This window comes from Myxococcus sp. AS-1-15 (assembly GCF_020037055.1).
Classification (GTDB): domain Bacteria; phylum Myxococcota; class Myxococcia; order Myxococcales; family Myxococcaceae; genus Myxococcus; species Myxococcus fulvus.
In genome coordinates, this window is sequence record NZ_JAIQDF010000013.1 from 224,600 (window position 1) to 242,957 (window position 18,358).

At 70.6% G+C, this 18,358-nt stretch carries 16 protein-coding genes and 1 pseudogene; 5 read left to right on the forward strand and 12 right to left on the reverse strand.

Features of this window, described 5'->3' with window-relative positions:
* Positions 1 to 257: 257 nt before the first annotated feature.
* The 10 genes and pseudogenes from K8625_RS30835 to K8625_RS44620 form a co-directional block, all read right to left on the reverse strand.
* Positions 258 to 1,175 carry a PHB depolymerase family esterase gene (locus K8625_RS30835; RefSeq protein ID WP_223750125.1) on the reverse strand — a complete coding sequence of 306 codons (918 nt, stop codon included), beginning with the start codon at positions 1,173 to 1,175 and terminating at the stop codon, positions 258 to 260.
* Positions 1,176 to 1,409: 234 nt separating this feature from the next.
* The gene (locus K8625_RS30840; RefSeq protein WP_223750126.1) at positions 1,410 to 2,294 is read right to left on the reverse strand and encodes an STM4011 family radical SAM protein; all 885 of its coding nucleotides are present in this window, start codon (positions 2,292 to 2,294) and stop codon (positions 1,410 to 1,412) included.
* Positions 2,291 to 3,607 carry an STM4012 family radical SAM protein gene (locus K8625_RS30845; RefSeq protein WP_223750205.1) on the reverse strand — a complete coding sequence of 439 codons (1,317 nt, stop codon included), beginning with the start codon at positions 3,605 to 3,607 and terminating at the stop codon, positions 2,291 to 2,293. Before K8625_RS30845 ends, K8625_RS30840 begins: the two co-directional genes overlap by 4 nt.
* An 11-nt stretch (positions 3,608 to 3,618) precedes the next feature.
* Positions 3,619 to 4,413 (reverse strand): STM4013/SEN3800 family hydrolase, encoded by a 795-nt coding sequence (locus K8625_RS30850; RefSeq protein WP_223750127.1) that lies wholly within the window; start codon positions 4,411 to 4,413, stop codon positions 3,619 to 3,621.
* Positions 4,404 to 5,159 carry an HAD family hydrolase gene (locus tag K8625_RS30855; protein WP_223784717.1) on the reverse strand — a complete coding sequence of 252 codons (756 nt, stop codon included), beginning with the start codon at positions 5,157 to 5,159 and terminating at the stop codon, positions 4,404 to 4,406. Before K8625_RS30855 ends, K8625_RS30850 begins: the two co-directional genes overlap by 10 nt.
* A gap of 42 nt (positions 5,160 to 5,201) precedes the next feature.
* The gene (locus K8625_RS30860) at positions 5,202 to 6,347 is read right to left on the reverse strand and encodes an LOG family protein (protein ID WP_223750129.1); all 1,146 of its coding nucleotides are present in this window, start codon (positions 6,345 to 6,347) and stop codon (positions 5,202 to 5,204) included.
* Positions 6,348 to 6,384: 37 nt separating this feature from the next.
* A complete protein-coding gene (locus K8625_RS44605) occupies positions 6,385 to 7,332 on the reverse strand; it encodes a L,D-transpeptidase family protein (RefSeq protein ID WP_223784718.1) in 948 nt (315 codons plus the stop codon).
* A 59-nt stretch (positions 7,333 to 7,391) separates the two neighbouring features.
* Entirely contained in the window at positions 7,392 to 8,282 is an 891-nt protein-coding gene (locus tag K8625_RS44610; RefSeq protein WP_223784766.1) for a tetratricopeptide repeat protein, read from the reverse strand.
* A gap of 656 nt (positions 8,283 to 8,938) precedes the next feature.
* The gene (locus K8625_RS44615; RefSeq protein ID WP_223750207.1) at positions 8,939 to 9,022 is read right to left on the reverse strand and encodes an SWIM zinc finger family protein; all 84 of its coding nucleotides are present in this window, start codon (positions 9,020 to 9,022) and stop codon (positions 8,939 to 8,941) included.
* Positions 9,018 to 9,842, reverse strand: a pseudogene (locus tag K8625_RS44620) (ATP-binding protein); the annotation flags it as partial. The gene K8625_RS44615 and the pseudogene K8625_RS44620, both read right to left, overlap by 5 nt.
* Positions 9,843 to 10,079: 237 nt before the next feature.
* Here K8625_RS44620 and K8625_RS30885 point away from each other — a divergent pair.
* The 5 genes from K8625_RS30885 to K8625_RS30905 all read left to right on the forward strand — a co-directional run bounded on the left by K8625_RS30885 (position 10,080) and on the right by K8625_RS30905 (position 15,112).
* A complete protein-coding gene (locus K8625_RS30885; RefSeq protein WP_223784719.1) occupies positions 10,080 to 11,324 on the forward strand; it encodes a heparin lyase I family protein in 1,245 nt (414 codons plus the stop codon).
* A gap of 92 nt (positions 11,325 to 11,416) precedes the next feature.
* On the forward strand, positions 11,417 to 11,734 hold the full coding sequence (locus K8625_RS30890; protein ID WP_223784720.1) for a putative quinol monooxygenase: 318 nt from the start codon (positions 11,417 to 11,419) through the stop codon (positions 11,732 to 11,734).
* Positions 11,731 to 12,906, forward strand: a complete 1,176-nt coding sequence (locus K8625_RS30895; protein ID WP_370642001.1) for an iron-containing alcohol dehydrogenase — start codon at positions 11,731 to 11,733, stop codon at positions 12,904 to 12,906. Before K8625_RS30890 ends, K8625_RS30895 begins: the two co-directional genes overlap by 4 nt.
* A 24-nt stretch (positions 12,907 to 12,930) precedes the next feature.
* Positions 12,931 to 13,668, forward strand: coding sequence for a dienelactone hydrolase family protein (locus tag K8625_RS30900; RefSeq protein ID WP_141327136.1), 738 nt, complete (start codon positions 12,931 to 12,933; stop codon positions 13,666 to 13,668).
* A gap of 286 nt (positions 13,669 to 13,954) precedes the next feature.
* Entirely contained in the window at positions 13,955 to 15,112 is a 1,158-nt protein-coding gene (locus K8625_RS30905; protein ID WP_223784722.1) for a hypothetical protein, read from the forward strand.
* On the opposite strand, the gene K8625_RS30910 is transcribed toward K8625_RS30905, so the two are convergent.
* Positions 15,100 to 16,629 carry an aminotransferase class V-fold PLP-dependent enzyme gene (locus K8625_RS30910; RefSeq protein ID WP_223784723.1) on the reverse strand — a complete coding sequence of 510 codons (1,530 nt, stop codon included), beginning with the start codon at positions 16,627 to 16,629 and terminating at the stop codon, positions 15,100 to 15,102. The genes K8625_RS30905 and K8625_RS30910 overlap by 13 nt on opposite strands.
* Before the next feature lie 17 nt (positions 16,630 to 16,646).
* Positions 16,647 to 18,245, reverse strand: a complete 1,599-nt coding sequence (locus tag K8625_RS30915; protein WP_223784724.1) for an FGGY-family carbohydrate kinase — start codon at positions 18,243 to 18,245, stop codon at positions 16,647 to 16,649.
* Positions 18,246 to 18,358: the final 113 nt, after the last annotated feature.

Consider the following 18,358-nt stretch of genomic DNA (forward strand, 5'->3'; position numbering starts at 1 on the left):
CTACCGAATACGCGCGCTCATGCCACCAAATCCGCATGCGCCCGGAGTGAATCCTCCGAAGCGACGTCAGCAATTCGCGGCGGACGAAATCCCGCTGGAATCCTGACAGGAGTTGTGTGCACGCGAGATTTCCGGTTGTGCGGCGTGCACGCGTTTTCGAGCACGACGAACGGTCGTTCTCGGGCGCGACACGCGCACGTCACGGAGGTGAGGACGGGCGCCACCCCACGAGGGCGCCCGTCCTCAGGAGCCGGAGCTCAGGGCACCGACGCGCGCTGCTGCGCGAGGAGCCAGTCCCAGAAGGCGTAGTTGTTGTAGGTCTGGGTCCAGCAGTCATGCGCGCTGCCGGGAATCACGGTGAGCCGGGCCTGGAGGTTGCCCGTCGACACGTAGCCCGGCTGGGACGTCCACACGTTGCTCGCGGCGCCGGCGAACAGGTACGTCAGCGTCGCGGACGGCTGCGGCACCGTCACCATCTGTCCCTGGTTGAAGTTCTTCGTCACGCCCATCAGCCACGAGCGCTCGGCCAGCAGCGAGTTGCCATCCGCGAACGAGTGCACGGCCCACACCGGCACGTTCTTCAGCTGGGTGATGGTGGGGCCCGGGCCGCCGATGTTGGTCGCCATGGGCGCGAGCGCCGCCAGGCGGTGGCCGTACGTATACGCGTACTGCCAGGCGCCATAGCCGCCGTAGCTCAGGCCCGTGACGTAGATGCGGGACAGGTCCACGCGGTAGTTCGCCACGATGAAGTCGACGAAGGCGTTGACCTCGGCGGGGACCCAGTTCGTCGCCGCCTGCGGCGTGAAGATCATCACCTGCTTCTGACCGAAGTACGTCTTGGCCGTGGGCTCGTGGCGGATCTTCTTCAGCGCCCCGTTGGCCGTGCCCTTCTCGAACAGGGCCGCCTCGTTCTGCGCGGTGCCGAACTCACCCCGGCCGTTGAGGTGGATGATGACCGGGTAGCGCGTCTCCGGAGACGTCAGGTAGCCGGGCGGCAGGTACTCGACGTAGCCATACAGCGTGCCCGTGCTCGCGGGCATGCGCGTCACGAGCTGGTCCTCGGTGGTGACGGTGAGCCGCGAGCCCTGCGCCTCCAGGGACTCGTGCTCCCCCAGCTCCCCTCCGCAAGCAACAACCCCCATCACGAAACACAGCAACATCCAACGTAGCAGCATGGTGTGCTCTCCAGGGTGAACGACGGTAGGCACCTGGAGTCTGCACAAAAGCTGGAATCCCGGAAACAGCCACAGCCCTGCTGATACAATCGGGATTCAAATGCGACACGAGGGCCGTCGACGCACCTGGCCCCCGCTGCCCTCACATCAACCGCCCCAATAGCCCCGGGCAATGCAGGTGCAGCGCACAAACAGACGCGCCATGTCTTGCTTTGCGGCCGCGACGCCCATGCTTCAGCGACTCGCGACAGGCTCACGCCGCCACAGCGGCTCGGCCGGCACGCGCTCCAGGATTCCGGAGCCGAAGACTCGATCCAGCTCCAGGTAGTCCATGTGCACGTAGCCGATGTGGCAGCCGCAGGTCGCCTTCGAGCACGGCCGGGGTCGCAGCGCCTGGTCGAAGTCCGGCGCGTAGATGTTGCCAATCGCCTCGTCGATGAAGTGACACCGCCGCGCCGTGCCCTCCCCGTCCACCGAGATGACCGACTCCCCTCCCCTGCACGCCTTCCCCAGGCTCGGGTGACGCACGTTGTTCACCGGGAACAGGGGGTCCAACCGCGTGAAGCGCGCCACGTCCTCGGGCGTGTAGGGCTCCTCCTGCCCGTCCTTCACCGCGTTGATCCACAGGTACGTCTCGGCCGGCAGCTCGCGGCGCAGCGTCTCCGCCTCCTCCACGAAGCGCAGGAAGCCCACCACGCCCACACTGTGCCGGACGCCCAGCGACACCAACGTCTCACACTGCTTCAGGAAGCGCGGCCGCTTCGTCCACTCCGGGTGGTACGTCGCCCAGAGGCCCAGCTTCTCCGCGCGGCAGTCCTTCACCCAGTCCAGCCGACACGACAGGTTCGTCTGCGCCGCCACCCGCTCCACGTGCGGCAGATGCGTCAGCCGCGCCAGCGCCTGCTGATACCAGGGCCAGATGAGCGCCTCACCCCACGGCGTGAAGAACACCGACACCGTGTCCTGCGTGCGCGCCTCCACCCACGCGATGAACCGCTCCAGGTCCGCGCGGTCCTTCGCCAGCTCCTCGTCCGTGTGCTTCCACTTCCCGAACGGGCAGTACTCGCAGCCGTAGTTGCAGCTCGACAACGGCCCCCGATAGAGCACCGTGAGCTTCATCGCCAGGCATACTCCGACGACAGCGCGCGCACCCCGTCCGAATGCAGCCACGGACCAATCAAGTCCGAGCGCTCCACCCCCGCCGCCGTCAGCCGCAGCCCCGTGGCGTCCCTGCGCCCCAGGCCGTGCGCCTCCAGCTCCAACAGCTCCGGGAAGTCCTCCAGCACCTCCGCGCCGAACCGCGCCCGGTACGCAGCCAGGTCCACTCCCTCCGCGAGCAGCGACAGCAACATGAACCTGCGCCGCCGCTCCCCCTCGTCCAACCGGAAGCCGTACCCCACCTCTCCAAAGGACTCCGCCGTCCGAGCGCTGTACGACGCGATGATGTTGCGCACCTCGCGCGAGCCCACCGCGTACTCGGACGAGTAATGCACCGCCCCCGTGTACGAGCGCGCCCCGCAGCCCAGCCCCACCATCCCGTCCTCCTGGCAGCGGTACACGGGGCCCCCCGCGTCCGGCGCGTGCTTCGCGCGGAACATGCGCATCGACACCTGCGTGTACCCCTGCGACAGGAGGAAGTCCCGACCCGTGCGGTACAGCGACAGCCGCAGGTCATCCCACGCGCGCGCCTTCTTCCCCAGGAACGTCAGCGGACGCACGTACAGGGGATACAGGTAGATCTCCTCGGGCGAGAAGCGCAGCGTCTCCCGCAGCGAGTACAGGAAGCTCTCCGGCGTCTGCCCCTCCATCCCATAGATGAGGTCCAGGTTCAGCGTCGGGAAGCCCGTCGAGCGGATGAGGTCCAGCGCCGACTCCACCTGCGCCGTCTTCTGCGGACGCTTCACCGCGGCCACCTCCGCCTCGATGAAGCTCTGCACGCCCATGCTCACCCGGTCCGTGCCCCGCGAGCGCAGCGTCCGCAGCTTCTCCGCATCCACCGTCTCCGGCGACACCTCCACCGACACCGGGATGTTCCGAGGGTCCGCCCCCAGCACCTTCTCCGCCAGATCGAACACCTTGTTCAGCCCCGCCACGTCCAGCAGCGTCGGCGTGCCTCCGCCCAGCGCCAGCCTGGCGAAGCTCGCCCGACCCAGCGCGTCCTTCACCCGCTGCGTCTCGCGCTCCAGCGCGCCCAGATACCCGTCCACCACGTCCTGCCTGGGGCCCGCCGCGGTGAACAGGTTGCAGAACCCGCAGCGCATCTCGCAGAACGGGACGTGGAAGTAGAGGAACAGCGCGTCGCGCCGCTCCTCGGCCCACACCGACTCCAACGAGAGCGGCGGCGTGAAGGGCCGGTAGGCCGTCTTGTGCGGGTACCCATACAGGTACGCCACGTACGGCGACTCTCCCAACATCTGCTCCAGGCGCGTCATGGTGCGGGCTCTCACGGCAGGGTGAACTCCGCGTAGGGCACCGTCCAGACGACGGGGTGACCCACGCGGTGACCGTTATAACCGTCCTCGCCGTACGCCGTGCCGTGGTCCGAGCAGACGATGCAGAAAGCCGGCCCCCGCCGCCGCAGCGCGGCGAACAGGGGAGGGAGCTGACTGTCCACGTATTCCAGGGCTGCCGCGTGGGTCTCCCGCGAGTCCTCGCTGGCGCCCGGCAGGTAATGACGGTTGGGCTGGTGGAGCGCGGAGATGTTGATGAACAGGAAGACTCGCTGTTGCCTCGGGAGGGCGTCCAGGCGACGGACCGCCAGGGCCACCTGGTGCTCGGTCGAGCGGGGCTCGCGCACCCCCAGCTCCGGCGCCCAGTGGCTCTCCGCGAACAGGCCCGGCAACACGTTGCCCAGCGGGTTCAGCTTGTTGAAGAAGCCCACGCCGCCGATGCACACCGTGTGGTAGCCGCGCCCCGCGAGCCCCGTCACCAGGTCCGGCGCATCCAGCACGCACGTCCCCTGCCCCGTCGTCTCGCTGCCCTCGAAGCGCATGGCGAACAGGCGCGGGTGGCGACCCGGGCGCGCGGGGGTGGGAAGGAAGCCCGCGAAGAAGGCGTGGTGCGCGGCGTAGGTGAAGCTCGCGGGCGAGTGCCGCTCCTCCCACTGTCCTCCGGGCAGGAGCGCGGCCAGGTTCGGGATGCGCCCCGAGGCGGCCAGCTCGGTGGCCACGTCGTGGCGCAAGGTGTCCAGCGTGAGGAGGAGCAGGTCGTGCGAGCCGACCACCTGGTTCATGTCCATGTCGAGAGCACCCGCTCGAGGTCCCGCACGGCCGTGGAGACGCGCTCCACGGTGAAGTCGGGCGGAGGCAGCGACGCGGGCCACTCGCGCCCGTGCGACACCCAGCACGTGGTGATGCCCAGCCGCCCCGCGCCGACGATGTCGCGCACCGGGTCATCGCCCACGTGGAGCACCTCCGAGGGCGCGCGGTTCACGTGCTTCAGCGCCGCCTGGAAGATGGCCGGGTCGGGCTTCTCCACGCCCACCTCGCTGGAGAAGAAGCCCTGCGGCACGCAGTGGTAGAGCCCGGCGTGGAGCAGCTTCATGCGCTGCGTGTCCGCCGCGCCGTTGGACACCACCACCACGGGCTGACGGCCCGCCCGCGCGGCGAGCCACGCCACCAGCTCCGGGTCCGACGTCACCTGCCGCGCCAGCCCCACGTGGAACTCCGCGCGCACCGCCTTCTCGGAGAGCCCCACCGGGAAGCGCTCGAGCAGGTCCTGGAAGAACGCCTGCCGGTCGCGCCCACCCCGCTCGTCGAGCACGCGCAAGGTGGCCAGGTCCTCGGCGCGACGGTGCGCGGGGAAGACGTCCGGGAAGCGGGCCATGAAGCTCTCGAAGTAGCGCGTGAAGGCGCCCCCTCGGTCGACCAACGTGTCGTCGACGTCGAAGAAGAGCGCCTTCGGACGCACCGGGCCGTGCTTCCCGAAGGCCCGGGGCTTGTCCATCCAGCGTCTGTCCGCGTACTGCCCACCCTTCTTTCGCATCGCATCCTCCCGTGCCTCACGGCGCGGGTGAAGTCCAGCGGCTCAGCTGGCGGCCGGCGATGAGCGGTCGTACGCCCGCAGCGCCTCGACGACCTCCTCGCGTGAGTCCGTGAGGAGCAGGTGCCGCGCGTACTCGTGGCCCTGCGCGAGCTGCGCCAGCAGCGGGTACACCGGGCGGGTGCGCGTCCAGAACTCCCGGCCCAGGAAGATCATCGGGCTGATGACGCCCACGCTGTTGTAGTGATTCTGGCAGGCGTCCTGGAACACCTCCTGGATGGTGCCGGCGCTGCCGGGCGCGTACACGATGCCGCCCTTGGCGATGGTGAGCAGGCCGTCCTCGCGCACGCTGTTGGCGAAGTACTTGGCGATGTGCGTGGCGAACGGGTTGGGCGGCTCGTGGCCGTAGTGCCACGTGGGGATGCCCAGGCTCGAGCAGGCGAAGACGTCCTTGGGCCCGAGGGGGAACGCGCCGCGCACCTCGAAGGCCCGCGCCAGCCACTCGCGGTCCGTATAGCTGGGGGCCCTGGCGAGGATCTCGAGCCCCGCGTCGAGCTCCGCCTCCGTGCGCGTGGCGAACCAGGCGCCCACGTGCGTGGCCTCCATCGCGCCGGGGCCGCCGCCGCTCACCAGGAAGAAGCCCGCGCGCGTCAGCTCGCGCGACAGCGTGGCCACCTCGCGATAGTCGGGCATGCCGCGCTTCATGGAGTGCCCACCCATGATGGCCACCACCTTGCGCGGCGGCCCCGCCTTGAAGAGCAGGCCCTCCATCGCGTCCGTCACCGCGTGGTCATGCAGCCGCTGCGCGAGCGTCTCCAGCAGCGTCGGCGGCGTGCCCCGGCCGTGGGATTCCCAGTGGCGATAGATGCGCGCGTCGAGCGTGTCCTCATACGTCTCCGGGCGCGCCGGGTCGAAGCCCGCGTACAGCTCCTCCGGCGTGTAGAGCGTGCCCCGGTACGGCTGATAGGGCACCCCGGAGATGGGCGGGAAGACGAGCGCGCCGTGGGCGAGCGCCGCCTGGAGCGCGTCCTTCTCCAGCTCGCAGCCCAGGAACACGGTGCCCGCCAGCGGCAGCGTGCCCAGCTCGCGCGTGTAGCGCCTCAGGTCCAACCCCTGGATGACGACGTTGGCGAGGCTGTGTCCCTCGCGAAGATGCCGCTCGAAGGCCTCGGGAGTCTCTAGCTCGATCACCCCGGAAGGATTCCACGCCTCGCGGCCATCTTGAAGGCTAGAAGAGGACCACCATGGTGCCCTTGGGCATCTGCTCGTACAGCCTGGTGATGTCCCCCGGGTGGAACACGACGCAGCCCCAGGACAGCCGCCCGCCGCTCTCCTCCAGGGACCACTCGCCCGACCAGCCGTGGAACCCGATGCCGCTGCCCAGCCGGGTGCTCGCGTCCGTCGCCTCGCGCGCCGTCCACGCGCGCGCAATCCTCTCGCGCCCCTTCTCCGTGAGCCACCCGCGCTTCACGCCCCGGCTCGCATCCCACGGGTTCGGGTAGTTCACCCGCAGCCAGTGTCCGCCGTAATAGGCCGCGTACGGCCCGGTGATGTTCCCGCGCACCGTCTGCACGATGAAGTACATGCCCACGGGCGTGCGGTTGTCGCCCCGCTCCTGCTTGGGCCCCTCCCCCTGGCCGAAGCCCACCTCCACCCTCGCCCGCTCGACGCCCCGCTCGTACAACCGGAGCTCGTTCCGAGCGTGCGAGATGAGCACCAGCACCGGCTCCTCCAACGGCTGCGGCAGGCGGGCCCGCTCCCGGGTGAAGCGCCGGGCCTCCGCCGGGGACAGCTCGCGGTCCGTGTGCAGCACCACCGAGGCCCGCGGCCCCACGCGCCCGAGCACCTGTCCACGGGACACCCCGGCTCCGCGGTCAAGCGACACCGACGCCAGTCCCGAGTACACGGCGCGCACGCGCTGGAGCTCGTGGTTCTCGTGATACAGATGTTCCAGGGTGACACTTTCGCCCGTGGCCGCCACCACGCGGCCTCGCGCCAGGGAGCGCGCCTCGGCGCCGGGCTTCGCGCCGCCCAGGTCCGGCCACGCCTCGAACCCGTCCGCGGGAGCGTGGGCCGGACGCAGCCAGGCCTCGAAGACATCCGGCGCCTCGGCGAGCGCGCGTGGGGTGACCAGGGCGAACAGGAGGCAGGACAGGAGCCCGCCACGACGGAGCACGAATCGAGGCACGTGTCCTGGACACTCGGGCCGCGCCGACGGTTCCGTCAACCCCCTCGTCAGCGCCGGGCCTCCAGCGCGCGCAGGGCCGCCTGGGCCTGGAGCAGCTCCGAGTGGGCATTGGCCGCGGCGGCGTCCTGCGCGGCCAGCCGCAACTGTCGCGCGGCCTCCTCGCGCTCTCCCAGCCGCAGGTGGGCGCGCCCCAGGGCGCAGCGCAGGAGCGACTTCAGCTTCCGGTCTCCCAGCATCCCCGCGAGCTGGAGCCCCCGGACGGCGTCCTCCTTCGCCAGCTCCGGCGCGTCCGCCTGGCTGTGCAAGAGCGCGAGGCCATGGTGCGTGTACGCCATGCCGCCCCGGTCCCCCGTGCGCGCCTTCGAGTCCAGCGCGAGCTGGAAGTAGTGCACCGCGCGCTCACGGTCCCCCGAGCGCGCGTAGGCATCCCCCAGGTTGAACAGCGCCGTGGAGTGCTCCCACGTGTCCCCCGCGCGCTCGGTCCAGCGCAGCACCGCCGCGTACTCCGCCGTGGCCTGCTCCGCGCGCCCCTGCCGCATCAGCAGCATCCCCATGGCGCGGTGCAGGGACGCCTCCGCGCTCGCCCGGCCCACGCCGTCCTGCCCCGACACCTGGAGCAGCCGCGCGCGCGCGCTCCCCAGCCGCGCCTCCGCCTCGGTGAAGCGGCCCAGCCAGCACAGCGCGAGCGAGGACAGCGCGTCCAACGAAGCGGCGGCGACGAGCGCCTCCTCGGACGACTCCTCCACGACGCCCACCTCGCCCAGCGCCACCACCTCCTCGTGGCGCTCCAGCGACAACACCACCGAGACCAGCTTGCTCAAGCACTGGAGCCGCCCGGCCGTCCCCCCGCGTCCCCCCACCTCGTCGAGGGACAGGGCGATGCGCCACGCGGACTCCGCCTCCCCCCGCTCCCCCGCCAGCCGGTGCGCATCCCCCATCCGCTCCCACAACACCCGCCCCCACTGACACGCGGACTCCAATGACAGCCGCGAGGACACCTCCAGCGCGAAGCGGTACACCTCCAGCGCGGCCGCGGGCTCCAGCGCGGCCAGGTTCCACCCGGCGACCTCCAACAGGTGCGGCAGCGCGCGCTCCGGCCGCTTCGCCCCCAGCCAGTGACGGGCCACCTCCGCGCACGCGCGCCGACGCGTCTCCTCGGAGAGCGCCTCGTAGGCCTCCGCCACGCGCGCGTGCAAGGCCACCCGCTCCGCTTCCGTCCACGTCGCCTCGAGCCCCGGCGCCCGCGTCGCGCTCGCGTAGCGGCCTCCCGAGACGGGCGTGAGCCACCCGCCCGACTCCAACCCCGCGAGCGACGCGAAGCCCCCCACGAGCGCGCCCAGCACCGCCCGGGGGAAACACGGCCCCAGCAACGCGCCCACCCGCAGCGCCTCGCGCCGCGCGTCCGACAGCGCCTGGAACCGGGCCGACACCACCTGCTCCGCCGTCGCGGGCAACGGCTCCAGCGGCGACTCCTCGTGGAGCGCGAGCGCCTGCAACAACCTGCGCGGATGGCCCGCGCCCACGCGCAAGAGCGCCTCCCGCGGCAGGCCTGCGGGCAGGCGCGCGGAGACCAGCGTGGCGGCCTCGCTCGCGCTCAACGCTCCCACCTCCAGCACCTCGGCCGGTGGCGGCACGGACGCCCCCGTGCGCTCCAGCACGAGCACGAGCACCGGCGCATGCGCCAGCCGCGTCACCAGCACCTCGAGCATCGCCCGGCTGAGGCCATCCGCGTGCTGCCAGTCCTCCAGGACGAGGACGCGCGGCGTCCGGTGTGGCAGCAGCGCATGGCAGAGCGCGTCGAGCAGGGCGATGCTCTCCGCGGAGAGGCTCGCGGGCACGCCTCGCCACCGCCGCCCCTCCAGCCACCCCGCCACCCGCTCCGCCTCGGCGCTCGACATGCGCCCCACGCCCGCCACCGGCCGCAGCGAGCGCGTGGCGTCCAGCAGGTCCAACAGCGGCCCCGCCGGAGTCCCTGGATGGGCCAAGCCGCTGCCCTCCCAGATGTCGAAGCGGTGCGCGGACAGCGACTCCACCAGCGCGTCCTTCAGCCTCGACTTGCCGATGCCCTCTTCTCCCACCAGCCAGATGGCCCGCCCCAGCCCCCGGCGCGCCTCCTCGGCGCACCACTTCAGCCGCTCCAGGTGCGCCACCCGCCCCACGAGCGGCGGCTGACACGAGGCGAGCCCCCAGCGGCGCACCCCGCCCGCCAGGGGCGCGAGCAGCAGCGCGCGCGGGCACGTGGAGAGACCCGGGGAAAGTCGTGTCCCACAGGCCAGGCACACGCCCGACGACGCGGTCATGAGCACCTCCAGAGCCCGAACCTCTAACGCCACGGCCCCTTCACGCGCCTCGCGCCCGGGGGCTGTACGTCTGTATTGAATCCGCCTGTGGGCCTGCCCTCCAGGCCACCGCACGCACGCACGCCCCCGCTGGATGTATGCCCTTTCCCTCACGGCATGGATGGGCTCGCCACCAATGCCAGACATTTCCAGCGCCATCGCCCAAACCCACACGTCGAGTATGCGCGCCGCGTTTCCTGCCCAGCAGGCAGGCTCGACGAGAACTGTTGAATACGAAATAAAATGAGGCGATGGTTGTCCTCCGCTGCAACGCGGCGAACCCCCGCCGTGACCTTGGAGAAGCCCCGCAACTGAAATCACTCGTCGGCCCGTCGTGAGACGTCGCCGGACACACTCCCCGTCTGTCTGTTTTTGAATCCCCCCAGAGGTTCCCACATGAAGCAGTCTCTTCTGCTGGCCGGCGCGTTGCTCGGCCTTGGCGCCACCGCGTGCGGTCCCCAGGACTACAATGAGCTGGGTGAGGCCCCCTCCGGCGCGGAGGCCACCGCGTTCGCGACGTCCGCCGCCGCGCTGACCGCCTCCAACTGCACGCAGCTCACGGCCACCTCCGTCATCGCCAAGGGCCACGACGGCAATGTGCCGGCCAACACGATGGATGACCGGCTCGACACGCGCTGGAGCATGCTCGGCAAGGGCGCGTGGATCGACTACGACCTGGGCGCCATCAAGTCGATCTCCGGCGTCACGGTGGCCTGGCACGAGGGCAACACGCGCTCCAACACCTTCACCGTGTCGGTGTCGCCGGATGGCTATACGTACACGCAGGTCTACAGCGGCACGAGCGCGCTGCAGACCGCGGCGCAGACGTACTCCTTCGGCACCACGTCGGCGCGCCGGGTGCGCATCACCGTCATGGGCAACACCGTGAACGACTGGGCTTCCATCGCGGAGGCCCGCGCCTGCGGCAGCACCGTGACGTCCCCGCCTCCGCCCACCGGCAGCAGCGTGGTGTGGGTGGGTGACTTCGAGACGGGAGACCGCACCCAGTGGACGCGCGCGCAGATGGTGAGCTCGGACCGGCTGGCGCTGGTGTCCTCGCCCAAGCGCCAGGGCGGCTACGCGCTGAAGGCCACGGTGAAGAAGGGCGATGACCCCATCAACTCCAGCGGCAACCGCAACGAGCTGGTGCGCATGACGAAGGAGCCGTCCGGCTCCGAGTACTACTACCGCTGGAGCACGATGTTCGACTCCACGTTCCCCAACGTGAACACGTGGCAGTTGTTCACGCAGTGGCACCAGGAGAGCGACACGGTGGGCGGCTCGCCGCCGGTGGAGTTCTACGTCTACGGCAACGAGGTCCGGCTGAACATCGGCGGCAACCCGGGCACCATCGTCTGGCGGGCGCCGCTGGTGCGCGCCAGGTGGATGGACTTCATCTTCCACGTGCGCTGGTCGGCGGACGCGAAGGTGGGCTTCGTGGAGCTGTACGTGGACGGCAAGCTGGTGCTGCCCAAGCGCTACATCGCCACGCAGTACCCGGGGCAGGTCAACTACTTGAAGATCGGCCTGTACCGGAACGACACCATCACCCCCACCGGCATCGTCTACCACGATGGCTGGGTGATGGCGCGCAAGCTCGAGGACGTGCTGAGCCCCACGGCCATCGTCAAGGCGCCGTAGCCCGGCGACGGCTGTACGGCACTCCACACGGTTTCAACCTCCGGGCCCTGGTCGCGTCCCCACGCGGCCCGGGCCCGGAGTAGTTTCGGGGCATGCCCAACACCCTGCGGGTCGTCCATGTCCACGTCCACGTGAAGCCCGAGCACGTGGACGCCTTCCGGGAAGCCACCCTGGCCAACGCGCGCGAGAGCGTGAAGGAGCCGGGGGTGGCGCGCTTCGATGTCATCCAGGACAGCGAGGACGCCACGCGGTTCGTGCTCGTGGAGGTGTACCGGAGCGTCGAGGCACCGGCCGCGCACAAGGACACGGCGCACTACCTGCGCTGGCGCGACACGGTGGCGCCGATGATGGCGGAGCCGCGCACCAGCCGGAAGTACGTGAACCTGTTCCCAGAGGACGCCGGGTGGTGACGGCGGGCCCCGCGGTCTTCGAGTTCGCCACCGCCACGCGGATTGTCTTCGGACCGGGCAGGTTGTCGGAGGCCCCCGCGTTGGTGCGCGGCCTTGGCGCGGAGCGCGTGTTGCTCGTGACGGGGAAGAGCCCCGGGCGTGCGCGCGGGCTCCAGGCGGCGCTGGAGGCGCAGGGGTTGGTGGTGAGCACGTTCTCGGTGGAGGGCGAGCCCACGGTGGACGTGGTGCGGCGTGGGCTGTCGGTGCTCGCGGCGGCGAGATGCGAGGCGGTGGTGGCGCTGGGAGGTGGCAGCGCGCTCGACGCGGGCAAGGCGCTCGCCGCGCTGGCGACGCAGCGGGGCGACCCGCTGGACTACCTGGAGGTCATCGGCCGCGGACAGCCGCTCACCGGGGTGGCCCTCCCCTTCCTGGCGATTCCGACCACGGCGGGCACGGGCTCGGAGGTGACACGCAACGCGGTGCTGGGGTCGAAGGAGGCGCAGGTGAAGGCGAGCCTGCGCGGACCGCAGCTGCTGCCGCGTGTGGCGTTGGTGGACCCGGACCTGCTCATCGGCGCGCCGCCGTCGGTGCTCGCGTCCAGTGGCATGGATGCGTTGTCGCAGCTCATCGAGCCGTTCCTCTCCGCGCGCGCCAATCCGCTCACGGACGCATTGGCGCGTGAGGGGTTGCGTCGGTCCGCGCGCTCGCTGCGCCGGGCTGTGTTGTCGACGGAGCCGGATGCCGAGGCCCGCGAGGACCTGGCGCTGGCCAGCCTCTTCGGTGGACTGTGTCTGGCCAACTCGGGGCTGGGTGCGGTGCATGGCTTCGCGGCGCCGCTCGGAGGCATGTTCGATGCGCCGCATGGCGCGGTCTGCGCGGCCCTGCTGTCCGCGGTGCTCGAGACCAATCTGCGCGCGCTGCGGGAGCGTGCTCCGGAGCACCCGGCGCTGCCACGTTACCGGGAGCTGGCGACGCTGCTCACGGGCCGCGAGGGCGCGAGCGCCGAGGATGCCATCGAATGGGTGGAGTCCTTGCGAGGAGCGCTGAGCATCCCTGGCCTGGCTCGTTATGGGCTGACCGTGGAGCGGGTGCCGGAGCTGGTGACGAAGGCGCGCGCCGCGAGCAGCATGAAGGCCAACCCGCTTCCACTCACTGACGCGGAGCTCACGCACATCGCCACCCGTGCGCTGTAGCCCCTGGCATTCACGAGGAACCCTATGGAAGACATCGACCTCGACACACCTGATGGAACGATGGACGCGAAGCTGTTCCAGCCGGAGGGGCGCGGCCCGTGGCCCGCTGTGCTGCTGCTCACGGACGCGATGGGCATCCGCCCCGCCTTCGAGCACGCGGCCCAGCGGCTCGCGGACGCCGGCTTTGTCGTGCTGCTGCCCAATGTCTTCTATCGCGAGGGGCGCGCCGCGACCCTGGACCTGAACGGCTCCTTCGCGGATGAGGCCTTCCGCAAGCGCATCTACGCGCTCATCGCCACGCTGACGCCGGAGCGCGTGCGCACGGACGGCGCGGCGGAGCTGGACTTCCTCGCGCGGCTTCCTCAGGTGCGTGGCCCCAAGGTCGGCGTCGCCGGCTACTGCATGAGCGGCGGCATCGCCGTGCGGCTGGCCGCGGACTTCCCTGACGTCATCGCCGCCGCCGTGTCCAATCATGGCGGTCGACTCGCGACGGACTCGCCGGACAGTCCTCACCTGCGCCTGGGCGACGTGAAGGGCGAGCTCGTCTTCGGCCACGCGGACCAGGACGCCTCCATGCCGGCTGATGCCATCCAGCGACTGGAAGCAGCGCTGAAGGCGGCCGGCGTGCGACACCAGTCCCGACTCCACGTGGGAGCCCGCCACGGCTACGCGGTGGAGGACTCGGCCGCCTATCAGCCCGAGGCCGCCGAGGAACACTGGCGCGAGCTGCTCGACGTCATGGGACGCACGCTGGCGAAGTGAGGCCCACCCGAGGCCCTCTTGCCAGCAAATCGCGGGAGCGTTATTCGTACGCCCATGGTTCGCGTCGTGATTGCTCGTCGATTTAGCCGCCCCCCGGCCCCCTTCGGGTGTCGGGAGGCCGTGCTGCTCTGAGCGCGCACGCACCTCTCGTTGGCGAAACGCCGTCTGGCGCGACGCCCACCCGGAGCCGCCGGGGGGCATCCGAGGCCGGTGACGCCTGGCGGACTCCTCGCTCGGCGTGCCGGAGACCGCTGCGTTTCCCGTTCGCTTCCGAGAGGTCTTCCCCATGTCGTCCCTTCCCATCGCCGTCCTCAGCGCCGAGGAGCTTCGGCGCGCCCTGTCCGTTCGCGATTTGACCGACCCCGCCTCGGGTCCCCACGCCCTCCAGCTCCTCGTCGCCTCCGCGCTCGACGCCCTGCGCACCGCCTGGCGCTGCGAGGTCCTGACGCATCGACAAAGCCCCGTCGTCTCCATCGCCGACAACTACGACCGCCTCCACTACCCACCCGGAGGCGTCGCCCGCGACGCGCGCTACACCCGATACGTCTGTGACACCGCCCTTTTGCGCTCGCAGACCTCCGCCATGATTCCCGGCGTCCTGCGCCGCCTCGCCTCCTCCCCACCCGAGGACGTACTGGTCGCCTGTCCCGGCCTCGTCTATCGACGCGACTGCATCGACCGGCTCCACACCGGCGAGCCCCATCAGATGGACCTGTGGCGCATCCGCCGTGGCCCGCCCCTCACCCCCCAGGACCTGCGCCAGATGATCGCCACCGTGGTCCAGGCACTCCTCCCCGGACGAGAGCTGAAGCTCACCGACGCCGTGCACCCGTACACGACCGACGGCCTGCAGATCGACGTCCAGGACGGCGACGACTGGGTGGAGATTGGCGAGTGCGGCCTCGCGCTCCCCGCCCTGCTCGCCGAGAGCGGCTTGGCGGCAGGCCCCGTCACCGGACTCGCCATGGGCCTGGGACTCGACCGCATCCTCATGCTGCGCAAGGGCCTGGACGACATCCGGCTTCTGCGCTCCACCGACCCACGCATCGCCACGCAGCTGTTGGACCTGACGCCCTATCAGCCCGTGTCCTCGATGCCCGCCGTGCGCCGCGACATGTCCCTGGTCATCGACGAGCACCGCACGGCGGAGGAGCTGGGCGACGCCGTCCGCGCCGCGCTGGGCGCACGGGCGGAGCTGGTGGAGAGCGTCGAGGTGGTGAGCCAGACGCCCTACGCCGAGCTCCACCCCAACGCGGTGAAGCGCCTGGCCCTCCGCCCGGACCAGAAGAACGTCCTCCTACGCGTGGTGCTGCGCTCCCTGGAGCGAACCCTCACGCATGACGAGTGCAACGAGCTGCGCGACGACATCTACGCCACGCTGCACCAGGGGACCACGTGGGAGTGGGCCGCGCGCCCACGTCCCAGGGCGCCTCAGACCTTGTAGAGCAGGTCCATGTACTTCTTGAGCAAGTCGCTCACGAGGCCACGGAAGGGGACGGCGGCGGCCATGCCGTAGACGGGCGCCATCGTCCCCTTCTGGCCGGGGTTCGCCTTCACGTGCTCCACCGCGGCGCGCAGATCCGACAGGAAGCGCTCCGCCACACCCGGCTGCGCGTGCCGCAACGTCACGCACAGATGCACCGCCGCGGGCTTGTGCAGCCCGTTGAGGCTCCACCCCTGCTCCCCCAACCGCTCCATCACCTTGAAGATGTCCACCGTCTCGGAGCCGAACGCGATGACGAACAGCGGGTCTCCCAGCACGTGCAGCTCGGGGATGGCCCGGATGCCCTGCTTGATCGTATCCGCCGTCTCGAGGATGCGGCGCGTGGCCTCCAGGTAGCCCTGCTCCCCCATGCTGACCAGCGACGCCCACGCCACCGCGATGAGCGCGCCGGGACGACTTCCGGAGAACGTGGGCGAGAAGTAGATGCCGCCGGGCCACTCCGTGGCCGTGAAGTACTGATGGGAGCGCAGCTCGGTGCCCCGATACAACACCACCGACGAGCCCTTCGCCGCGTAACCGAACTTGTGCGTGTCCGCGGACATCGACGTCACGCCCGGCAGCCGGAAGTCGAACGGCGGCACCTCGCGCCCCAGCTTCCTCGCGAAGGGCAGCACGAAGCCGCCCAGGCACGCGTCGGTGTGGAAGCCGATGCGCTTCTTGCGCGCCAGCTCGGACAGCTCGGCGATCGGGTCGATGACACCATGAGGGAAGCCCGGCGCCGAGCCGATGAGCACGATGGTGTTGCGCGTGATGGCCTTCTTCGTCGCGGCCACGTCCGCGCGGTAGTCGGCCCCCACCGGCACGCGCACCATCTTCACGCCGAAGTAGTGCGCCGCCTTGTCGAAGGCCGGGTGCGCGCTGGAGGGCGCCACCATCTCCGGCTTCGTGATTCCCTTCGTCTCCCGCGCCCAGTCCCGGTACGTCTTGATGGCGAGCATGATGCTCTCGGTGCCACCCGAGGACATCGAGCCACAGACGTGCTCGGAGGCCGGGCGCCCCGCGTTCGCCGCGTCCGCGCCCAACATCGTCGCGGCCATGGCGATGACCTCGGCCTCGAACTTGGTGGCGCTCGGCCACAGGTCCGCGTGCAGCGGATTGCTCTGCGAGTGCAGCGCGTAGACGCGGTTGAGGAAGTCGATGTGCTCCGAGTCGCCGCTGTACACGGCGCCGGACACCTTGCCGTCGCGCCAGCGCTCCTCCTCCTGCGACTCCAGCGCCTGCAGCTCGCGCAGCACCTCCTCGCGCGAGCGCCCCGTCACCGGCAGCCGGTCGAACGCGGGCATCTTGCCCCGGTACGGCTTGAGCCCTCCCTCCAGCTCCGACAGCAGCGTGTCCGTCTCCTTCGAGAGCAGGTCGCGCACCAGCGGCACGGCCTTGAGATAGCGCTCGGCCGCCGACAGCAGGCGGGGCGGGACGTGGTTCAGCAGGTTCAGCGACTTGGGGTCGGGCAATGCCATGCGCGGCTCCTGGGCCTTCAGGCGCTTCGCGCGCGGTTGAGCCGCGCGAAGATGGCCTTGTTGCTCTTGTAGAGGTTGACGAATTCGCGGAACAGCTCGTCGTACAGCGCGCGGTTCGCGGGGTCCGGCTCGAAGGTCCGCGCCACGGGGACGAGCGCGGGCAGTTGCTCCACCGTCAGCTCCCCCAGCGCCACGGCCGCCTGGAACGCGGCGCCGCGCGCGTTGGCCAGCACCGGCTCGTCCACCTGTTGGATGGAGCGGCCCAGCACGTCCGCGTGAATCTGGCACCAGAGCGCCGAGCGCGCCCCTCCGCCGATGATGCGCAGCGACTCCAGCTTGCGCCCGACGAACTGCTCCACGTAGGTGAACAGCCAGCGCGAGTTGAAGGCCACGCCCTCCATCACCGCGCGCACCAGGTGCGCCCGCGTCGTCTTCAGCGACTGGTTGAAGAACCCGCCGCGCAGCGACTTGTCGTCCACCGGGCTGCGCTCGCCGTTGAGCCAGGGCAGGAAGATGAGCCTGTCACTTCCGGCGGGCACCTGGCTCGCCTCGCGCTCCATCAACCGGTACACCTCCGCGGAGTCCTCCTCCTGCCCCTCGGGCCGGCCCGCCTGGCCATACAGGATGTTGTCCTTGAGGAAGGTGAGGCAGATGCCCGCGGACTCCTGCTCGTTCGCGAGCAGGTAGCGCCCCGGCAGCGCGGAAGGAACGGACGCCATCTGGTGGAACAGGTCCGACTTCTTGTACGGCACGTGGCAGCACAGCCACGACGACGTGCCCACGCACAGGTGCGCCTCGAAGTCGCGCACCGCGCCCGAGCCCACCGCCGCGGCGAGGATGTCCGGCGCCCCCGTCACCACCCGCACGTCCTCGCTCAGCCCCAGCTCGCTCGCGGCCCGGGGGCTCAGCGGCCCCAGCACGCTCGCGGCGGGCACCAGGTCCGGCAGCTTCTCGCGGTGCAGGCCCGACATGCGCAACAGCCCCGCGTCGTAGTCCACGCGGCCCAGCGTCCGATTGTCCGTCACCCAGTGCAGGGTGATGGAGTCGTACGACGCCGCGAAGCGTCCGCTCAGCTTCAGGTTGAGCCAGTCCTTGGGCTCCAGGAACTTGTACGTCGCGCGGTAGACCTCCGGGTGCTCCGCCTGGAGGTAGAGGATGTGGCCCACCGGGTCCTTCCCGGACAGGCTCGGCACGCCGCCCGTCAGGCGGATCCACTGGAACAGCCGCGTGACGCCATAGCCCTCGATGGGCACCAGGCCCCCCGCCACGCGCTTCACGTGGGGCGCCCCGCGCGAGTCCATCCAGATGAGCGCCGGACGCAGCGGCGTCCCCTGCTCGTCCACCGCCACCGTGCCGGACCACTGCGAGCTGCAGTTGACGCCGATGATGTCGCGCGCGGACACCGTCCCCGAGCCGAGCAGCCTGCGCGTGCCCCGGACGATGGCGCTCCACCACGCCTCCGGGTCCTGCTCCGCGCCGCCGTCCGGCAACAAATCCAGCGCCAGCGGCTCCACCTCGCCCCCGAGGATGCGCCCGCGCAGCGTGACGACCGCCAGCTTCACGGCGGAGGTGCCCAGGTCGATGGCCAGGATGGACTTGTCACCTGCGTGGGACACTCGGCCCTCCGAGCCGGAATGAGGAGCCGCCCGAGCACGACGGCGGGCCGGACTCTAGGAAGCGCGTCGTGCCCCTTGCCATCCACAAGTCGGGGCAAGGGCGCTTTTCTGAA

Excerpts from the sequence above, each read along its gene's own strand:
- K8625_RS30850 (WP_223750127.1), bottom strand. The coding sequence starts at position 4,413 with ATGGACATGAACCAGGTGGTCGGCTCGCACGACCTGCTCCTCCTCACG.
- K8625_RS30900 (WP_141327136.1), top strand. The coding sequence starts at position 12,931 with ATGGAAGACATCGACCTCGACACACCTGATGGAACGATGGACGCGAAG.
- K8625_RS44615 (WP_223750207.1), bottom strand. The coding sequence starts at position 9,022 with ATGCGCCGGTGCTCGTGCTCGTGCTGGAGCGCACGGGGGCGTCCGTGC.
- K8625_RS30835 (WP_223750125.1), bottom strand. The coding sequence starts at position 1,175 with ATGCTGCTACGTTGGATGTTGCTGTGTTTCGTGATGGGGGTTGTTGCT.
- K8625_RS44610 (WP_223784766.1), bottom strand. The coding sequence starts at position 8,282 with ATGGGGGATGCGCACCGGCTGGCGGGGGAGCGGGGGGAGGCGGAGTCC.
- K8625_RS30845 (WP_223750205.1), bottom strand. The coding sequence starts at position 3,607 with ATGACGCGCCTGGAGCAGATGTTGGGAGAGTCGCCGTACGTGGCGTAC.
- K8625_RS30910 (WP_223784723.1), bottom strand. The coding sequence starts at position 16,629 with ATGGCATTGCCCGACCCCAAGTCGCTGAACCTGCTGAACCACGTCCCG.
- K8625_RS30840 (WP_223750126.1), bottom strand. The coding sequence starts at position 2,294 with ATGAAGCTCACGGTGCTCTATCGGGGGCCGTTGTCGAGCTGCAACTAC.
- K8625_RS30885 (WP_223784719.1), top strand. The coding sequence starts at position 10,080 with ATGAAGCAGTCTCTTCTGCTGGCCGGCGCGTTGCTCGGCCTTGGCGCC.
- K8625_RS30905 (WP_223784722.1), top strand. The coding sequence starts at position 13,955 with ATGTCGTCCCTTCCCATCGCCGTCCTCAGCGCCGAGGAGCTTCGGCGC.
- K8625_RS30890 (WP_223784720.1), top strand. The coding sequence starts at position 11,417 with ATGCCCAACACCCTGCGGGTCGTCCATGTCCACGTCCACGTGAAGCCC.
- K8625_RS30855 (WP_223784717.1), bottom strand. The coding sequence starts at position 5,159 with ATGCGAAAGAAGGGTGGGCAGTACGCGGACAGACGCTGGATGGACAAG.